General features: G+C 50.6%; 18 protein-coding genes, 1 other RNA gene and 1 pseudogene. 4 read left to right on the top strand and 16 right to left on the bottom strand.

The genetic code is table 11. The annotated features are described in order from the left end of the window. Positions 1–460: 460 nt before the first annotated feature. From METMI_RS25365 to METMI_RS0107585, 7 genes and pseudogenes are all read right to left on the bottom strand, one after another. Positions 461–997, bottom strand: a complete 537-nt coding sequence (locus METMI_RS25365) for a hypothetical protein (RefSeq protein ID WP_156829794.1) — start codon at positions 995–997, stop codon at positions 461–463. A gap of 196 nt (positions 998–1,193) precedes the next feature. Next, on the bottom strand, positions 1,194–1,685 hold the full coding sequence (locus METMI_RS0107610) for a hypothetical protein (protein ID WP_019865682.1): 492 nt from the start codon (positions 1,683–1,685) through the stop codon (positions 1,194–1,196). Between the two features lie 219 nt (positions 1,686–1,904). Further along, positions 1,905–2,534 carry a hypothetical protein gene (locus METMI_RS0107605; protein ID WP_019865681.1) on the bottom strand — a complete coding sequence of 210 codons (630 nt, stop codon included), beginning with the start codon at positions 2,532–2,534 and terminating at the stop codon, positions 1,905–1,907. Positions 2,535–2,558: 24 nt separating this feature from the next. Next, the gene (locus METMI_RS26815) at positions 2,559–3,293 is read right to left on the bottom strand and encodes an IS630 family transposase (RefSeq protein WP_232215296.1); all 735 of its coding nucleotides are present in this window, start codon (positions 3,291–3,293) and stop codon (positions 2,559–2,561) included. Beyond that, positions 3,209–3,586: pseudogene (locus METMI_RS27785) on the bottom strand (helix-turn-helix domain-containing protein); the annotation flags it as partial. The pseudogene METMI_RS27785 and the gene METMI_RS26815, both read right to left, overlap by 85 nt. 298 nt (positions 3,587–3,884) lie before the next feature. Beyond that, positions 3,885–4,127 (bottom strand): BrnA antitoxin family protein, encoded by a 243-nt coding sequence (locus METMI_RS26100; RefSeq protein WP_019865679.1) that lies wholly within the window; start codon positions 4,125–4,127, stop codon positions 3,885–3,887. Beyond that, positions 4,124–4,411, bottom strand: a complete 288-nt coding sequence (locus METMI_RS0107585) for a BrnT family toxin (protein WP_019865678.1) — start codon at positions 4,409–4,411, stop codon at positions 4,124–4,126. Before METMI_RS0107585 ends, METMI_RS26100 begins: the two co-directional genes overlap by 4 nt. Positions 4,412–4,683: 272 nt before the next feature. Between METMI_RS0107585 and METMI_RS26810 the strand changes: the two genes are divergently transcribed. After that, positions 4,684–4,821, top strand: coding sequence for a hypothetical protein (locus tag METMI_RS26810; RefSeq protein WP_156829792.1), 138 nt, complete (start codon positions 4,684–4,686; stop codon positions 4,819–4,821). Between the two features lie 559 nt (positions 4,822–5,380). Here METMI_RS26810 and METMI_RS0107575 read toward each other — a convergent pair. The 9 genes from METMI_RS0107575 to METMI_RS0107530 form a co-directional block, all read right to left on the bottom strand. Beyond that, positions 5,381–5,776: a hypothetical protein gene (locus METMI_RS0107575; protein ID WP_019865676.1), complete on the bottom strand. Its 396-nt coding sequence runs from the start codon at positions 5,774–5,776 to the stop codon at positions 5,381–5,383. Between the two features lie 621 nt (positions 5,777–6,397). Continuing rightward, the gene (locus METMI_RS0107565) at positions 6,398–7,165 is read right to left on the bottom strand and encodes an ATP-binding protein (RefSeq protein ID WP_019865674.1); all 768 of its coding nucleotides are present in this window, start codon (positions 7,163–7,165) and stop codon (positions 6,398–6,400) included. Positions 7,166–7,318: 153 nt separating this feature from the next. Then, positions 7,319–8,020 carry a retropepsin-like aspartic protease family protein gene (locus METMI_RS0107560; protein WP_019865673.1) on the bottom strand — a complete coding sequence of 234 codons (702 nt, stop codon included), beginning with the start codon at positions 8,018–8,020 and terminating at the stop codon, positions 7,319–7,321. Positions 8,021–8,030: 10 nt separating this feature from the next. Beyond that, positions 8,031–8,900 carry an aldo/keto reductase family protein gene (locus METMI_RS0107555; RefSeq protein ID WP_019865672.1) on the bottom strand — a complete coding sequence of 290 codons (870 nt, stop codon included), beginning with the start codon at positions 8,898–8,900 and terminating at the stop codon, positions 8,031–8,033. A gap of 125 nt (positions 8,901–9,025) precedes the next feature. Then, entirely contained in the window at positions 9,026–9,871 is an 846-nt protein-coding gene (locus tag METMI_RS0107545; protein ID WP_019865671.1) for a cupin domain-containing protein, read from the bottom strand. Between the two features lie 10 nt (positions 9,872–9,881). Continuing rightward, positions 9,882–10,535: a sigma-70 family RNA polymerase sigma factor gene (locus tag METMI_RS0107540; protein WP_019865670.1), complete on the bottom strand. Its 654-nt coding sequence runs from the start codon at positions 10,533–10,535 to the stop codon at positions 9,882–9,884. 218 nt (positions 10,536–10,753) lie between these two features. Next, positions 10,754–10,934, bottom strand: a non-coding RNA gene (gene ssrS / locus METMI_RS26095) — 6S RNA. Positions 10,935–10,955: 21 nt separating this feature from the next. Further along, positions 10,956–11,255: a cell division protein ZapA gene (locus METMI_RS0107535; protein ID WP_019865669.1), complete on the bottom strand. Its 300-nt coding sequence runs from the start codon at positions 11,253–11,255 to the stop codon at positions 10,956–10,958. Further along, a complete protein-coding gene (locus METMI_RS0107530) occupies positions 11,248–11,478 on the bottom strand; it encodes a TIGR02449 family protein (RefSeq protein ID WP_019865668.1) in 231 nt (76 codons plus the stop codon). The genes METMI_RS0107535 and METMI_RS0107530 overlap by 8 nt, the downstream gene beginning before the upstream one ends. A gap of 116 nt (positions 11,479–11,594) precedes the next feature. Here METMI_RS0107530 and METMI_RS0107525 point away from each other — a divergent pair, with 116 nt between their 5' ends. From METMI_RS0107525 to ubiH, 3 genes are read left to right on the top strand one after another with little or no spacing between them, the layout of a single operon-like run. Further along, on the top strand, positions 11,595–12,116 hold the full coding sequence (locus tag METMI_RS0107525; RefSeq protein WP_019865667.1) for a UPF0149 family protein: 522 nt from the start codon (positions 11,595–11,597) through the stop codon (positions 12,114–12,116). 9 nt (positions 12,117–12,125) lie between these two features. Beyond that, positions 12,126–13,439, top strand: a complete 1,314-nt coding sequence (pepP, locus tag METMI_RS0107520) for a Xaa-Pro aminopeptidase (RefSeq protein WP_019865666.1) — start codon at positions 12,126–12,128, stop codon at positions 13,437–13,439. Continuing rightward, positions 13,439–14,623 (top strand): 2-octaprenyl-6-methoxyphenyl hydroxylase, encoded by a 1,185-nt coding sequence (gene ubiH / locus METMI_RS0107515; protein ID WP_019865665.1) that lies wholly within the window; start codon positions 13,439–13,441, stop codon positions 14,621–14,623. Before pepP ends, ubiH begins: the two co-directional genes overlap by 1 nt. Positions 14,624–14,813: the final 190 nt, after the last annotated feature.

The following is a 14,813-nucleotide window of genomic DNA, read 5'->3' as shown; positions in this document are numbered from 1 at the left end:
GCTTTCAGCGAAAGCCGCAATCCGCATTAAATAAGGCTTTGCGCCGAACATAAAATTTTTTCAACAACTAACGGTGACATAGCCAAAATCAACGACTCAAATTGCCATATCAATTAATGCAAAAGGATTTGAGGAAAATAAAGAAGCTGCGGCTTCTGGCGGGAAAATAGCAGGGGATGCTAGACGTTCTCTTGAAAAAAAGTTGAAAAAAACTGTTATTAGTAAAGAGAATTTTTTAAAAGGCGGAAGTAGGGAAAATGATCCAGAATTGCTAACGAAAAAAAATAAAAAATAATCATCTAAAAAATGTAATTGATTTAGTTATGAAAACATTATTAATAATTTCATAGCTAAATCATGATTCCTTCCTTGTGCGTCTGCTACATAATACCGCACAATACGGAAACTCCAACATCGCCAGACTATGGCGGATTGCCTAGCGGCGAATCCGCCTTACGCGTTACTTTACCTTTTTTGCGATAAAAGGCGCTTGAAGTTGGAGAACTGTTTCAGTGTGATTGTCTCGAACCTGCGCATGGACGATATATTTGCCCAGTTTATCTTTTGGTTCTATGCGCAACTTTAAATACTGAACACTTAACCCTAAAGATCTTCCGCGAGGCGCTGGTTTTTCATGCCAAACTTCCATCGGAGGCGTGTCAGCATAAACCTTCCCGTCGGGCTGTAGCACACGAAAACGCATGGAAACGTTACAGTTTCCTTGCTTATCTGGCCTACATCCGCTGAAAATTATGAAGGCATTGATCGCTTCATTTACCTCAACTTTATCACTGGTCTTTACGTCTATAGTTTCGGACGGAGTTGCCCAACTTTTGAAGAGTTCGTTCTCGTCGCCTACAAAAATTAGCTGTGCACCGAAGTCACCAACTGATTTTTGACTGTCCGAGTCGGGTAGTGGCTCCCCTGCTTTGTTTATCCAACCAGCCGATGCGATGGCTGGAAATAGTAGAAGCAAAAAAATAATTGTTCGATGCATGGCGGATTGAACCCTCATCTGAAAGACGCCCAACGCCACGGTAAGCAGCCCGCGCCGTACGGGCTAAAAAAAAGCACACTGACAATTAACCTACCCAGACATTAAGCCGCGCCTTTGGGCGCGGGTCTGGCTTGACTGACTTGTTGGGCTGATAAGTACGACCAGCCACGCAAGAATGCAGGTAACGATTATAAAACTACACAAACGATGGTGTTGAATTTGATTCCAGTTTGGCAACAAAGCCACATTCAGTGCATTTATAATCTCGTGAACACATATGAGTGACAATATTATTATGAAAAGTACCGTTGAGGATAAACTTCTTGCTTTTACCGAAACAGTTTGTGCATACCCAATGCGGGGGTTCTCCGTTTGCCTCCGCTTCTTTAAGAGCGTAGGCGACAACTCCCATTCCTATTTGGGTCAGTTTATATCGTGTTTTTTCGCTTTCCCATGTTTCAAAGCGAGCGATTTCTTTTTTCAGATTGTCTACTTCTGCCAACATAGACGTATTTTGTTGAAGGAGCGAGAAATAGCCAGTATTTATGGAAGAAATTTCAGCTTGCAGGGCATTGAGCTTTTCCAAGCTAGCAAGCGTATCTCTGGCATCAAGGATAGCCTTGATAAGATTATTAGCATGAGTAAACGATGCAAGAACAGATGTAGTAATGGTAACGGGATCAGTCATGAAATTTACTCTTTAAAAATGGAAATCAGAAATTTAAGACAACATGTTTTAAGTGCGCCCAACGTTACGGTAAGGGGCTGCCCGCGTGATTGCTTACAGCGGAGCCGCCTGCCTGTGATAAAAAACTAACTTTGCCAGCCGGAACGGCGGGCAGTCCCTTTGACTGGCTTGTTGGGCTGACAGTATTGCCAAAACCGCCTCAAAAACAGAAATATATTTTTACTTATCGGATTTGAGATTTTCAGCCGCCGCCGCAAGACGTTCAAAAACTTCAAGTTGGCGAGTGAGAATTTGATTTTGCTGTTCTACCAGTTCTACACTTCTCACCTGAGGAGAACCTTTTTTGGTATTTTTCCGTATGAAGAATATCCATACGCTAATTAATAGGAGCATTGGCCCCCAACTGCTAAGTAAATTAATCCAAAAAGATGAATTTTGATTTGTTTTAGGTTTACGCACATAGCCCTGATCAGCGGATACCACGCGAACAGAGTTGGAAACATATGCGGTTTTTTCTTTATCCGCTACATCCCTAACTCTGAAAGCAACCTCTTGATCCTTTGGTATCTTTATTCCATAAAGCGGCTCGGTTGCCACATCGATCAATTTTTTTTGTCCATCGAAATATTTGACTTCGACCACGATATTTTCCGCGGGTAAATCGGATGTATTTTTCAAAGAGCCAATAGTTGTAACAATACTTTGACCATCGACCAGTGAATAATTAATTGTTATATCGGAGATAACAAGTTTTTCAACGGCAAAATCACTGTACTCTTCACATGCTGCACACAAAGGAATTGTGCAAGAAAAAAACACGATTACTGCTAAGTAAATTGATGCTTTCAATTTGTTTCTCCAAAGAGTAAGTAATTACACAAAAGTAACCCGGTATTCATCGCCGAATTTTGAAAGGATGTCCAATACGGCCTGTTTCAATGTCCCGTAACTGGCATAGCACGATAGGGGCAGCCATTCATACTTGATCTTGCGCCAGACGATTTCGATCAGGTTAAGCTCAGGGCTATAGGGCGGCAGATAATGCAACACGACACCTTGCGCCATCCAGTCGTCGCGGCGTGCCAAAAAGGCNCGGCTGGTGTGCATGGAAGCGTTGTCAATAATGACGACGCACGGTTTTTTATGGACGGCGTAGCCGTCGCCATAGTGTGCGGCAAACAGGTCGAAGGCCCCGGCCACCTGTTCAGTTTTGACGCTCCCTTCAACGGTGTGGAAAAAAGACCGGCTGTCCCGGGAAACAAACCCCAGGACATTGAGGCGCTGGCTATGGAAACAGGGGATTTCCAACGTCTGGCCTTTGGGTTGCCAGGCGTAAGGCACGGAGGACGCGGTGCTGAAGCCGGATTCGTCAAAATAGAACAGGCTGATTTTGTCTTCATCGTCCCATTTTTTCAGGGCGGTTTGGATGTCCTTGGCCTTGGCAAAGCCCTCGGCACAACGCCTGCTTTTTACGGAGCGCCTGCACCGCCGCCATGAATAACCGGTTTTTTTAAAATGCGCCTTAACGTCCCGGTCGCCGACTTTTTCCGGGTCCGGGCCTCCAGAAGGGCTTGGGCCTGCTTGATTTGGCGCGGTTCTTCGTCCAATTGGGCCCGGAACAGTGCGATTTCTTCGGGCGTGTAAATCGGTGGACGCCCGGAGCGCGGTAAATCCCCAAGCCCGCCGACACCTTGCGCGTTGAAGCGGTTGATCCACTGGCTGATAGGGTCACGGTCAACCTGGAAAATGGCTTGTAGCTGGTTTATCGTATGCCCGCTGCCGCTCAGCAACAAGGCGTGGGCGCGTCTTCGCACCTTAAAGTTTGGGTGGGTCTTGTAAAGCGCATCCAACTCTTGCTTGTCTGTGTCGCTGAGTGGCCGGACAAATTTTAAACGTGGCATGGGGGCGGTGGCTCAAAAAGCTTATATTTTATACCATAAAACTTATGTCAAATTACTTATGGAATGATTTGCCCAATGTTACGGTAAGGGGCTGCCCGCCCGATGGCTTTCAGCGGAGCCGCTTACCTTTGAAAACTAAAAACTTCGCCAGCCGGACCGGCGGGCAGTCCCTTTGACTGACTTGTTGGGCTTGACAGTGAGTACATTTGCCCCGCCTCGGAAAACTTGATGATTCCACAATAGACAAAAAAAACAGCGCAAAGCCAACAATAATAAGCCGGAAAAAAGTAAAGGTTATTTACTGGCTCGAAACGGCTTTTGAGTCTGATTGCCAAGAAATGTCAATTGTCCGATGTTGGCGCACACAGTCCCGAAGATATAAATTGATAAGGCTTTGATAAGGTACGCCAGTGCCTTCAGCCATTTCTTTGAAATAACCAACCACATCCTCGCCTAACCGAATAGTAACCGACTTCTTCAGTTTAGAAGCATAAGGGTTTTTTCGAGACTTCATTTGAGAAAGATCATATTCTGCTTTCATAGCACATTACCTTTGTAGTGGCTGCATTCGCGCTTGGTTGCTTTGCGGGCTGATATTATCCTGATTGTATTGCCTGATTCGCGCTCGCAGTGGCAGACAAGCAGCATTCTGGATTCACAACTAAAGCCAAGCATCAAGAAACGGTGTTCTTTTTCCGAATGCCCTTCATCATAAAACTGTACTGCAAATTCGTCATAGAAAACAGACTTGGCTTCTTCGAAAGAAACGCCATGTTTTTTCTGATTTGCCGTAGCCTTTGTTGTATCCCATTCGAACTTAATCATGGTTACATTGTATGTACAAAAGCCACTGTGTCAAGAACTGCCCAACGTTACGGTAAGGGGCTGCCCGCTTGATGGCCCACAGCGAAGCCGCTTACCTGTGAAAAAAACTGACTTTGCCAGCCGGAATGGCGGGCAGTCCCTTTGACTGGCTTGTTGGGCATAGGATAAAGGACATTTTGCCCCGAACCCGAACAACCCGCCACACCGCAGCGCCGCACAACGACTAAAACACCAACACCGACAGAAAACCACCACCCAGCCACGCAAAACGGATGGCAACCCCGCAAAGCCGGCAGGCACAAAACCCCAAAACCAGCCTTGGCCGCTTGAAGCTGACCCCCAAAACCGACAGGCCGAAAGTGAAGGCGAAAAACCAAACAGGGCAACCGCGAGGCAAAAGCCAAGCTTGAACTTTGCCCAAAACCTAACCCAAACAAACTGCCAGAACCTAGGGAAACGGCACAGCCACCGATGCCGGACAACACACCCGCCACGGCACTAGCCAGCCCAAGCCACAACCCCAACTACACGCAAAACAGAGACGGAAACGGCAGTGCCAACAACCCGCAGAATTTAGGGATGACGCTTAACCCAACCCGCAGTGTAACCAAGCAACGGCAACCGACAACCTGAAAACCGCCAACGGCCTACAAACCCGACAAACAAAAAGCCAACACACCCGACCCAGACTGCCCAACGTTACGGTAAGGGGCGCGCCGCTCACAGGAATTAAACGAAGCCGCCGAACCTTGATAAAAACCGGACTTTAAAACCGCCAACGGACGGCGCGTCCCTTTGACTTACTTATTAGGCCTGACAATACGACCAAAGCTCAACTACCACCTTACAAAAAATCACTCAGTGAGTTGCAAAGTATACGGTGCAATTGCTTATTACACCGTATGGATTACGCCTTACTGTGTTTAAAATTAGATTTTCTAGGCTGCTAGCGCAACCTAACCTATATCACTATGCTTGTAACGATGCAGCCAATTCTAAATCTCTGGCTAGTTGTTCTCCTGCTGCTTTAATGCAGCTTTTAACCTTTTCAGGTGAGTGGGTGAGTTTGTATACTTTGAGCTTCATGTTGCCAGCACGATCCACATAATCCAGTTGTTGATTTTTGATTGTTTCACAAAGATCATTAACGTCATGGACTAATTTCCCGAAATCCGCTTCCTCCACAAGCTTGCACTCGTCTTGGATTTTTCTTAGCAGCTGCCCTCTATCAACAGGAACCATATTTTCAACTTCAACAACGTAGTTTGCTAACCCTGTTTTAGCCAAGATTTGTGAACCACCTTTCAGATTACCTAAAACGCCCATATTTTTCTCCAAAAAAAGTGTGTATTTGGTTTTGAGCATGGCGAGTAGCCAAGACTCGCTATAAATAATGGGGCAAAAGAAACAAAACTCAAGGAGCAATAGGGCTCTTTTTGCCTAACTTCGAGCTAAGCACCGATTCCTCGGCGACCTGAACGGAAGGGGGATTTGGGGCTTGCCCGTTGGTTGAAAGGTGTGGGGCTGACCGGAATCGTGTGCTTTAGCGAGTTGTTATACCACGCGACAGGGCAGACCCCAATAAACAAAAATGCCGCCAAATTTTGCAAAACACCGGTGGGTGAAGCGAAGCCGCCTGAGGTCGCATCAACGCTTCCAGTTATGCACCTCAGGCGGCTTCGCTTCACTAATAGCATTTTTGGCGGAATTTTGCAATTTTTTGTTTAATATCAATAGGGAAGCTTGATCGTGGGGAATAACGTTAAGTAGACACCTTTTTAGGTGTATTGTAAAATTCAAATATAGGTGTATAACTCTTAGGCGCCTATATGTTTTTCAAGAATATATCCCATTCACTTTTTGTTAGCAACCTTTCTGTGCAAATAAGTTCTACATCAATAAATCCCCGTGCTAAAAATTCGGAGGACGTTACGTGGCCGCCGCCCATCAGGTTATCGGGCCTATCCCAACCCTGCGCCAACTTTGCTAATCAAATTTAAGACCCGCAAATGCAAGGTAAAACTGCTTAGCCGTCCTGCCGCTTTTTGAAGCGCGGCTGTGGGCAAAGTCCAAGGCCGCTTTATGCAGGCTTTCGCGCCCATCCGGGGCGTCGGGGAAAAAGCTGTCTACAATGGCCAGATAGGTTTGTGCGGTTTGCGGGTAAAAACCCAAAGACAAGCCGAAACGGTCTGAGAGCGAGGTTTTTTCTTCGACGGTGTCGGAATAATGCACTTCCCTATCGACCAGGTGGGAGTCTAGGTTGTCCTTCATCAGTTCCGGGAGCAAATGGCGGCGGTTGGAGGTGGCGTAGACCAGGACGTTTTCCGGCGGTAGTTCGATGGAGCCTTCCAGGACGCTTTTTAAGGATTTGTAGTGGCTGTCGCCGGATTCAAAAGATAGGTCGTCGCAATAAATGATAAAGCGTTGCGGCAGTTCGCGGATGTCATCGACAATTTCGGGCAAGTACACCAAGTCTTGTTTGTCCACCTCTATCAGCCGCAAGCCTTGGACTTTGTAGGCATTGAGCAAGGCTTTGATCAGCGAGGATTTGCCCGTGCCCCGCGCCCCCCAAAGCAGGGCGTTGTTGGCGGGCCGGTTGGCCAAAAAGCGTTGGGTGTTTGCCAGGAGCTGCTGCTTTTGCCCGTCGATGCCCAACAAATCATCCAGTTGGATAGGATCGATATGGCGCACGGGGCGGAGGTATTCTTTGCGTTGCCGCCATATTGCGGCGGGGGTTACATTCCAATCAATCATTATTATGGCCCGCTAAAGATAAAAAGTGGTTTGTGGATAACCATTGCCGGAACGGGTTTTTACCCGTTCCGTAACGTTTTAAGCACCTATAAGGCATGTTGAAATTAAGGACGGGGTTACAAAAAACCCGTCCAGCTTTGGAGCCGTCCTAGGTCATTTTTTAAACAACGTAATGGTCTGGGATTGGTCATCAATATGCACTTGATAACGCCCTAGAACGCTCATGCCCAATAAATGGTTTGCCCCCAACAGCTTGTCGGCGACAAAGGCGGCATCGACGTTGGTGAGGGTTTCCCCGGCGATTTTTAATTCCCGCAACACGCCGATTTTGGCCATGGCCGTGCCATTGGCGGTTTGCATGTTTTGGCGCGTCAGGTTGCTGTCGCTAAGGCCCAATTGGGCGATCATCGAATCGGGCAGCACCACCAAATCCGCCCCGGTGTCGACCATCATGTCTAGGGTTTGCCAGAGCCGCCCGTCACCCGACAAGGATACGGACACGATCAGGTGGCCACCTTCTTGGCGGGTAGGCAAGACGATGCGGTTGGTCACCCTCGGTTGTTTTTTATTGAGAAGGGTGACGCGCTCGATCTGGCCTTTGCTGTTGCGGCTGCTGATGTGGTTGTAGGCCGCCAGAATTTGGTCGAGTTGCTGCGCCAAGCTGCCGTGGGTGATGATTTTTTGGCCATTTTGGATGTTCTCAAAGCCGCTGATTTCAATGTGCATTTGCTCTTGTAACGCTTGGATTTGCCCGAATAAATCATCGGCATGCTCTGGAGTTTGGGCATGGGCGCCCAATCCCGCCAACACTAAGGCCAAAAGGCAAAGGGCTTTGCTGATGCCGAAGATTTTCATGGGTTCCGGGTCATAGGGCAATACGCCCGATCACGTCCATTTCTGCTTGCGTAAGTGCGGGCAAGTCATGGCTGGCGAGGTCGTCATGCATATTTTGCCAGTTGCTGGTGCCGGTGAGCGGGATCATGCCCAGTTGCATCGCAAAGCGGAACACCAGTTGCGGCACGGTGCAACCCAAGCGCCGGGCAATTTTGACGATGCCGGGTTTTTGCAATTCGCCGGCATTGGCGGTCAACAGCGAGAAACCCTGGTAGATGACATCGTGTTCTTGGCATAAGCTGCGGATCTTGGCATCCCACTGGGTGCGGGCATAACAGCGGTTTTGGACAAAAGCGGGCTTGATCTCCGCTTGGCTGATGAGCGCGTGCAGCTGACCGATGTTGACATTGGAAATGCCCAGCAACTTCACGGCACCGGTTTTATGTAGCCGTTCCATCTCGCGCCAGACTTCCCAATCGGCATCCCCCAGGCCTTGGCCTGTAGAAGGCCCATGCAAGATGTAAGAGTCCAAATAATCGGTGTGCAGGTGTTCCAATGAACTGGCAAACGATTGCTGCACTTGGGTGCTGAAATCCGCTTGGGGATCGTAAGGCAAGCGATCATCTTGGCTGGAAACGAAGGTGAATTTGCTTTGCAAAAACAGCTGCGGGCGTTGCAGCAATTTCTCGGTTATGGCCTGCTTGACCGCGTTGCCGACACCGGCTTCGAAGTAATGGCGGCGTTGGTTGGCGGTGTCTATGCCCAAAAACCCCGCTTTGATGGCGTTGTAGGTTAACGCTTCAGTTTGCGTTTCTTTCCAAGCCGTCCCGTAAAGGAAGCGTGGGATTCCAATGCCTTTGTGGCTAATCAGCCTGCTGGGCAGGTGTGCGGTATCGGTCATGCTGTTGCTCCGGTTCTTAAGGTCGGTTACCAACAGTGTCCCTGATTAAAAGCTGATTTGCAAACGGCCTGGATGATTTTTGGGGCCGCCATTGATGGTGCGGCGTGTGGTTTTGCCCGGCAAAATCAATCCGCCGAACCCCGTAAAAACAATAACGCGCCCACATCGCTGTAGGCTTCACCGTGCGTGCTGCCTGCGGGGGCCAGTTGATAGTCGCCTGCACGCAATAAAATATCCCCTAAAAACAGCTCGCCACTGAGCATCATGCATTCTTCATTTTGCGGATGCCCGTGGAGGGCGACAGTTGCCCCGGCTTCCATGCGCAACAGGCAAGACGCGAGCACGCCGTCGGAATACAGGTGTTTTCTGGAGACGCCGGCGGCGATAGTGTGCCAGCCGTCAACCTCATCGGCAAAAACCGTTTGTGATTCGGCCTTGCCGAAGGGCAGCAAGCCGCCTAATAATTCACGGGCTACGGCAGGCGCATTGCCAACAGAAGTCCCGCGCAAATACGCCAAGCCACCTTGCCGGGATTGTATGCGTTGATGATGGCTGCCGGAGGGCGCGGCATGGTAATCAAACACCCCCAGATCCAGGTCACCCACTTGCAAGCCGCCGCGCAGGACTATGCCTTCTTCCAGCCAGTTATGCTTATGTTCAGGCAACACCGCGCCAGGGGCGAAGTTTATCAATACGGAATTGCCTTGGTCGCCCTGCCACAACATTTTGAATTGGATGCCTTTTTTTAGGGTTTGCCAGACGCCGTTTTTGGCCCTGACCGTCAATAGGCTGCTGTGAGCCGCAACGCTACGCGCAATGCGTTCTTGCAAGCGGCCTGCCAACGATGGGTGTACACGCAATTCTGGCGTGACCGGCATAATATGTTCGGCCAGCAAACGGCCCAATTCGGTTTGTTCTACGGATGTGCCGGAAGGCTCTGAGGGGGCTGAGGGGTCTGTTTTGCTAGTCATAACGTTACAATCAATAGTCGGCAGCAATTGCCAATGTTTGTTTAAGGCCCAATAAGGCACGGCGTATATGCGATTTTACGGTTCCCAGCGGCAAATCCATGTGCCTGGCGATTTCATCATGGCTAAGGCCCCGGAAAAACGCCAACGCCACCAATTGCCTAGGCAACGGGTCGAGTTGCGCCAGCGCCTCGTGGACGCGGCTCCCCGCTTCCACCGCCAAAAGCAAATCCTGAGGGTTGCCATCTGCCATAAAACCGGCCTCGGACTCCTCTTCCCCACATTCCACCGTATCCAATTGGCGCAACGCGTCTAAAGCGCGGCTACGGGCAATCGTCATCACCCAAGCTAAAACACTACCGCGTTGGGCGTCAAAACGGGGGGCTTGCCGCCAAACTTGCCAAAAGGCATCTTCAGTCACTTCCTCGGCGAGTTGGGCATGCCGGGTGATCCTGAGGGCCAAACCATACACACGCCCCAGCAATTGTCCGTACAAGGCGGAAAACGCCTGCTGGTCCTGTTCAATAATCCGCTCGATTAACGCCAGTAAGTGCGGCTCGTCAAGGGCGGGCGGCGCAGGGGAAAATGCAGTCGCGACCTCATTAGGGGCATCCGCAAGGTCATTAGCCATCAGGTCATCTCGTTCAGTGCCGGATTTTCCGTTCATAGTTATCTTAGTTAACCTTTATACGCTTGGAATGAACAACCGGATGCAGATGCAGCAAAATAAGGCAATGACGGGCTACCTGAGGCATCAGGGTTTAGCGCACTGCTGGAGGAAGTAGGATACAGCTTGAGGGGAACCGGGACAGGCACGCTTGTGGCGCAAGTCTAGCCGGAAACGGGGAATCAGGGAAGGGTCACTTGGGGAAATAGGATAAAAATGCATCTCCCACCTGTGCCGATGCGCGCTTTCGTCCTTGAACCAATGGTTCAAGTGGGGACACGGCAGGCCAATCAGGCTTCTTGTCTAAAACAAGCATGCGCACCATGGCCAGGCATCAGCCCCCGGGGTTAATACAGGTTCAGGAAACACCCAGCACACTGTCAAACACGGCAGGAGATACAGGTTTATAGTTTAACGTGTTTAGGGACTTTCCAAAACGTTTTCTATTTTATTGCTGATTTTGGCAAGGCTTTCCTCCAAGCGTTGCTTGAGCATAGCATTTTGATTTTTCGCGACTTGCAGCTCATGGGCCAGATTTAGCGCGGCGATCACGGCTATGCGGTCGGCGCCGTTCACCTTGCCGGAGTCGCGCATTCTACGCATCTGCACATCCAGGTCTTGTGCGGATTGCAGCAAGTCGTCCTGGTCTTCAAGGTCGCAGGCAATCCGGTATTCTTTGCCCATAATGGTAATGGCGATTGAATGGGGTTTATTAATCATGTGGTTGCTCCATAGCTTTCAGACGGTTGATCATAGCCTCAACCCTAGCTCTAGCCAACGCAGTTTGGCCCATCAGCTGGGCTTTTTCTTCCAACAGCTCCTGCTGCCGAAGCCTCAACAAATGGTTGTCATTTTTTACGGCCTGATAATGCCCGATAAGCTGGTCGAGTTTTTCTTCAAGTTCTTGTAATGCTAAGGGTTGATCAATTAGTGATGATGTCATGACGGCGACTCAAGTGTTGCGGATTGCAGAGAACAAACTATTATCCAAGTTAACAATCAATGGTAGCATAAGCGGTATTTTTCTTTTAGCGTTAGTGCGATTTTTATGCGGGAATTATGCCTTACTCAACTGTAGATGCCTTATTAAAGCAAAACAACCCGGATCTTAGTGCCGCTGAAGCCCATGGTGTCGCTTCCGGCATATTGTGCGTCAATGGTCAAGCCTCTTCCGAATATTGGCTGGGCGAACTGCTGGACCATAACCAGCCCCTTAACAAAGAGGGCCGCCTGTTGTTAACCCGATTGTTTGAAGAAACCCGCCGCTTGCTTGCCAGCGATGCATTCGACTTCGCCTTATTATTGCCCGACGATGACGAATTGTTGTCCATACGCGTGACCGCTTTGAAGGCTTGGTGCCAGGGCTTCTTGTTCGGTACAGGATGCGGGCAATTGCGCAACACCTTAAGCGCGGACGCACAAGGCATACTCAAGGATATTGCCGAATTCACCAAACTGGAAACGGACGCGGAAGGCGAAGAAGATGAGGCCGCCTTTGTGGAAATATCCGAATATCTAAGATCGGCAGTGTTGTTGTTACAAGAAGAACTAGATGCTGACGGCAGCACTACCATTCACTAGGAGGTGGGCATGAAAGCGAACGAATTTAAAAAACGCCGTAAGCAACTGATGCAGCAGGTGGGGATCGGCAATATCGCCCTCATTTCCAGCGCATCCGTGCGTACCCGCAACCGCGATGTCGATTACCCGTTCCGGCAAGATAGCGATTTTTATTATCTGACCGGATTTAACGAGGCGGATGCTTTGGCGGTGTTTGTCCCAGGCCGTGAGGAAGGCGAATATATCCTGTTCTGCCGCGAATTTGACGAAACCAAAGCCCTCTGGGAAGGCGCACATGCCGGCCTCGAAGGCGCGACCCAACACTATTCCGCCGACGAAGCCTTTCCGATAGGCGAGGCGGACGAACGTTTGCCGGACTTACTGGCCGGCAAACGCAAGGTGTTTTATCCCATGGGCCAAAATGCCGATTTGGATGCCGGTGTCTTGGATTGGATCAACCAGCTACGCCAAAAAGCCCGCTCCGGGATCACCGCACCACATGAGTTGAGTGCGCTGGAGCAAATCCTCCATGAAATGCGCTTGTTCAAATCCGCCGCCGAACTCAAACTAATGCGCCATGCCGCCGAAGTGTCCGCGCAAGGCCACATCAAAGCCATGCAGGCCTGCCAAGCCGGACGCCACGAATACCAAATCGAAGCGGAACTGGTGTACCACTTCATGCAAGCGGGGCTTCGCGCCGTCGCCTACCCGTCCATTGTCGCGGGTGGCAAGAACGCTTGCACCTTGCATTACACCGGCAACACCGACATTTTGAAAAACGGTGACTTGCTGCTGATTGATGCGGGGGCGGAATGCGACCATTACGCGGCGGACATCACCCGCACTTTCCCCGTATCCGGCAAGTTTAGCGACGCACAACGCGAGCTTTACCAATTGGTTTTGGATGCCCAATACGCCGCCATCGGACAGGTCAAGCCCGGCGCCACCTGGATACAGCCGCACGATGCCGCCGTGGAAGTGCTGACCCGTGGGCTGGTCAAGTTAGGTTTGCTAAAGGGTAGCGTGAAAAAACTGATCAAAGATGAAAAATATAAGGCCTTTTACATGCACCGCACCGGGCATTGGCTGGGCATGGACGTGCATGATGTCGGCGATTATAAAATCAACGGCGAATGGCGCACGCTTGAGCCGGGCATGGTGCTGACCGTCGAACCGGGACTGTACATCCCCGCCGATTACAAAAAAGCCGATGCCAAATGGCGGGGCATAGGGATCCGCATCGAGGATGACGTGTTGGTTACGGAAGACGGCTGCGAAGTCTTGACCCATAGCGTCCCTAAAACCATCGCCGATATTGAAGCGCTCATGCAACAGGCCCATTGATGCAATACGATTATGATTTGCTTATCGCCGGTGGTGGCTTAGCGGGCAACTGCCTGGCATTGGCCTTAAAAGGCAGCGGCTTGCGCATCGCCATCATTGAAGCCAACACCCGCGCCCAACAGCAGGCCGCGCCTGCTGGCGACCGTGCCTTGGCGTTGGCGGCAGGTACGGTCAACGCCTTGGAAACCTTGGGCATTTGGCAAGGCATCGCCGACAAAGCCACCGCCATCAAACACATCCATATTTCTGACCGCGGGCACTTTGGCAAAGCCCGGCTATCGGCAGAAAAAAACCATGTCCCCGCTTTAGGCTACGTCATCACGGCCCGCGATATCGAAGGCCATCTTGCCGATTTGGCCGGACAGGGCCCCATTGACGTGATCGCTCCGGCACGGCTGGCCGGGCTGATGCCTGGCGGCGAAGCCATCAACGTTAGCCTCAAACAAGGCAACGATTCCATCAACCTCAGCGCAAAATTGCTGGTCGGCGCGGACGGCGGCATGTCCTCCGTGCGCGCCTTGTTGGATATACCGCAACACAGCACCGATTATCGGCAAACCGCCCTCGTCACCACGGTCAAATCTTCGCTCCCGCACCATAACACCGCCTACGAGCGTTTCACCGCCTCCGGGCCGCTGGCGTTATTGCCGCAGGGCACGCACCATAGTTCCGTGGTTTGGACGCGCACTACGGACGAAGCCGAAGCCCTGATGTTAGGCAGCGAAAAAGATTTCCTCAATGAATTGCAAGACTGTTTTGGATTTAGGTTAGGCGGACTGGCCTTGGCCGCCCCCAGACGGGCCTTCCCCTTATCGTTGATACGTGCCGAAACCATGCAACGTGACCGCGCCGTCATCATCGGTAACGCCGCCCACCAATTGCATCCGGTTGCCGGGCAAGGTTTCAACCTAGGTTTGCGTGATGTCATGCAACTCGCCGCCAACTTAACGGCCGTCGCACAAAACCAGCAAGACATCGGCAGCCGCGAAGTGCTGTCCGCTTATACCCAAGCACGCCTAAAAGACCACGCCCGTGTCATCGGCTTTACCGATAGTGTCGTTAAGATATTCTCAAATGACTGGCTGGCGATTGCCGCCGCAAGGAATCTGGGCTTGGCCGTGCTTGACCATATCCCGCCAGCCAAAGCGGCCTTGGCAAAACAGGCGATGGGCTTGGCTAATTGAATTGACCAGCGCGCGAGTTGATATTTATTGTCTTGCATTTTAGCCTTCATTGGCCGAAGGCATGGATACCAAAATTACCTATCCAAAAAAATGCATGCCAGCAGTGTTGGCTGCTGGCACGCAAATTTAAACAGGCCGGGCACCCAAGCTGCCCTAATCGGCTTCGCGGTTGTAAAAAACAACCTCGTAG

This window comes from Methylovulum miyakonense HT12 (assembly GCF_000384075.1).
GTDB classification, from domain to species: Bacteria; Pseudomonadota; Gammaproteobacteria; order Methylococcales; family Methylomonadaceae; genus Methylovulum; species Methylovulum miyakonense.
This window is presented reverse-complemented; position numbering and strand designations above follow the sequence as displayed.

Coding starts and splice junctions, on each gene's coding strand:
- METMI_RS25365 (WP_156829794.1), bottom strand. CDS start 997: ATGCATCGAACAATTATTTTTTTGCTTCTACTATTTCCAGCCATCGCA.
- METMI_RS0107535 (WP_019865669.1), bottom strand. CDS start 11,255: ATGATTAATAAACCCCATTCAATCGCCATTACCATTATGGGCAAAGAA.
- METMI_RS0107555 (WP_019865672.1), bottom strand. CDS start 8,900: ATGACCGATACCGCACACCTGCCCAGCAGGCTGATTAGCCACAAAGGC.
- ubiH (WP_019865665.1), top strand. CDS start 13,439: ATGCAATACGATTATGATTTGCTTATCGCCGGTGGTGGCTTAGCGGGC.
- METMI_RS0107530 (WP_019865668.1), bottom strand. CDS start 11,478: ATGACATCATCACTAATTGATCAACCCTTAGCATTACAAGAACTTGAA.
- METMI_RS0107545 (WP_019865671.1), bottom strand. CDS start 9,871: ATGACTAGCAAAACAGACCCCTCAGCCCCCTCAGAGCCTTCCGGCACA.
- METMI_RS0107560 (WP_019865673.1), bottom strand. CDS start 8,020: ATGAAAATCTTCGGCATCAGCAAAGCCCTTTGCCTTTTGGCCTTAGTG.
- METMI_RS0107540 (WP_019865670.1), bottom strand. CDS start 10,535: ATGAACGGAAAATCCGGCACTGAACGAGATGACCTGATGGCTAATGAC.
- METMI_RS0107610 (WP_019865682.1), bottom strand. CDS start 1,685: ATGACTGATCCCGTTACCATTACTACATCTGTTCTTGCATCGTTTACT.
- METMI_RS26810 (WP_156829792.1), top strand. CDS start 4,684: ATGGCAACCCCGCAAAGCCGGCAGGCACAAAACCCCAAAACCAGCCTT.
- METMI_RS26100 (WP_019865679.1), bottom strand. CDS start 4,127: ATGAAAGCAGAATATGATCTTTCTCAAATGAAGTCTCGAAAAAACCCT.
- METMI_RS0107525 (WP_019865667.1), top strand. CDS start 11,595: ATGCCTTACTCAACTGTAGATGCCTTATTAAAGCAAAACAACCCGGAT.
- METMI_RS0107565 (WP_019865674.1), bottom strand. CDS start 7,165: ATGATTGATTGGAATGTAACCCCCGCCGCAATATGGCGGCAACGCAAA.
- METMI_RS0107575 (WP_019865676.1), bottom strand. CDS start 5,776: ATGCTCAAAACCAAATACACACTTTTTTTGGAGAAAAATATGGGCGTT.
- pepP (WP_019865666.1), top strand. CDS start 12,126: ATGAAAGCGAACGAATTTAAAAAACGCCGTAAGCAACTGATGCAGCAG.
- METMI_RS0107585 (WP_019865678.1), bottom strand. CDS start 4,411: ATGATTAAGTTCGAATGGGATACAACAAAGGCTACGGCAAATCAGAAA.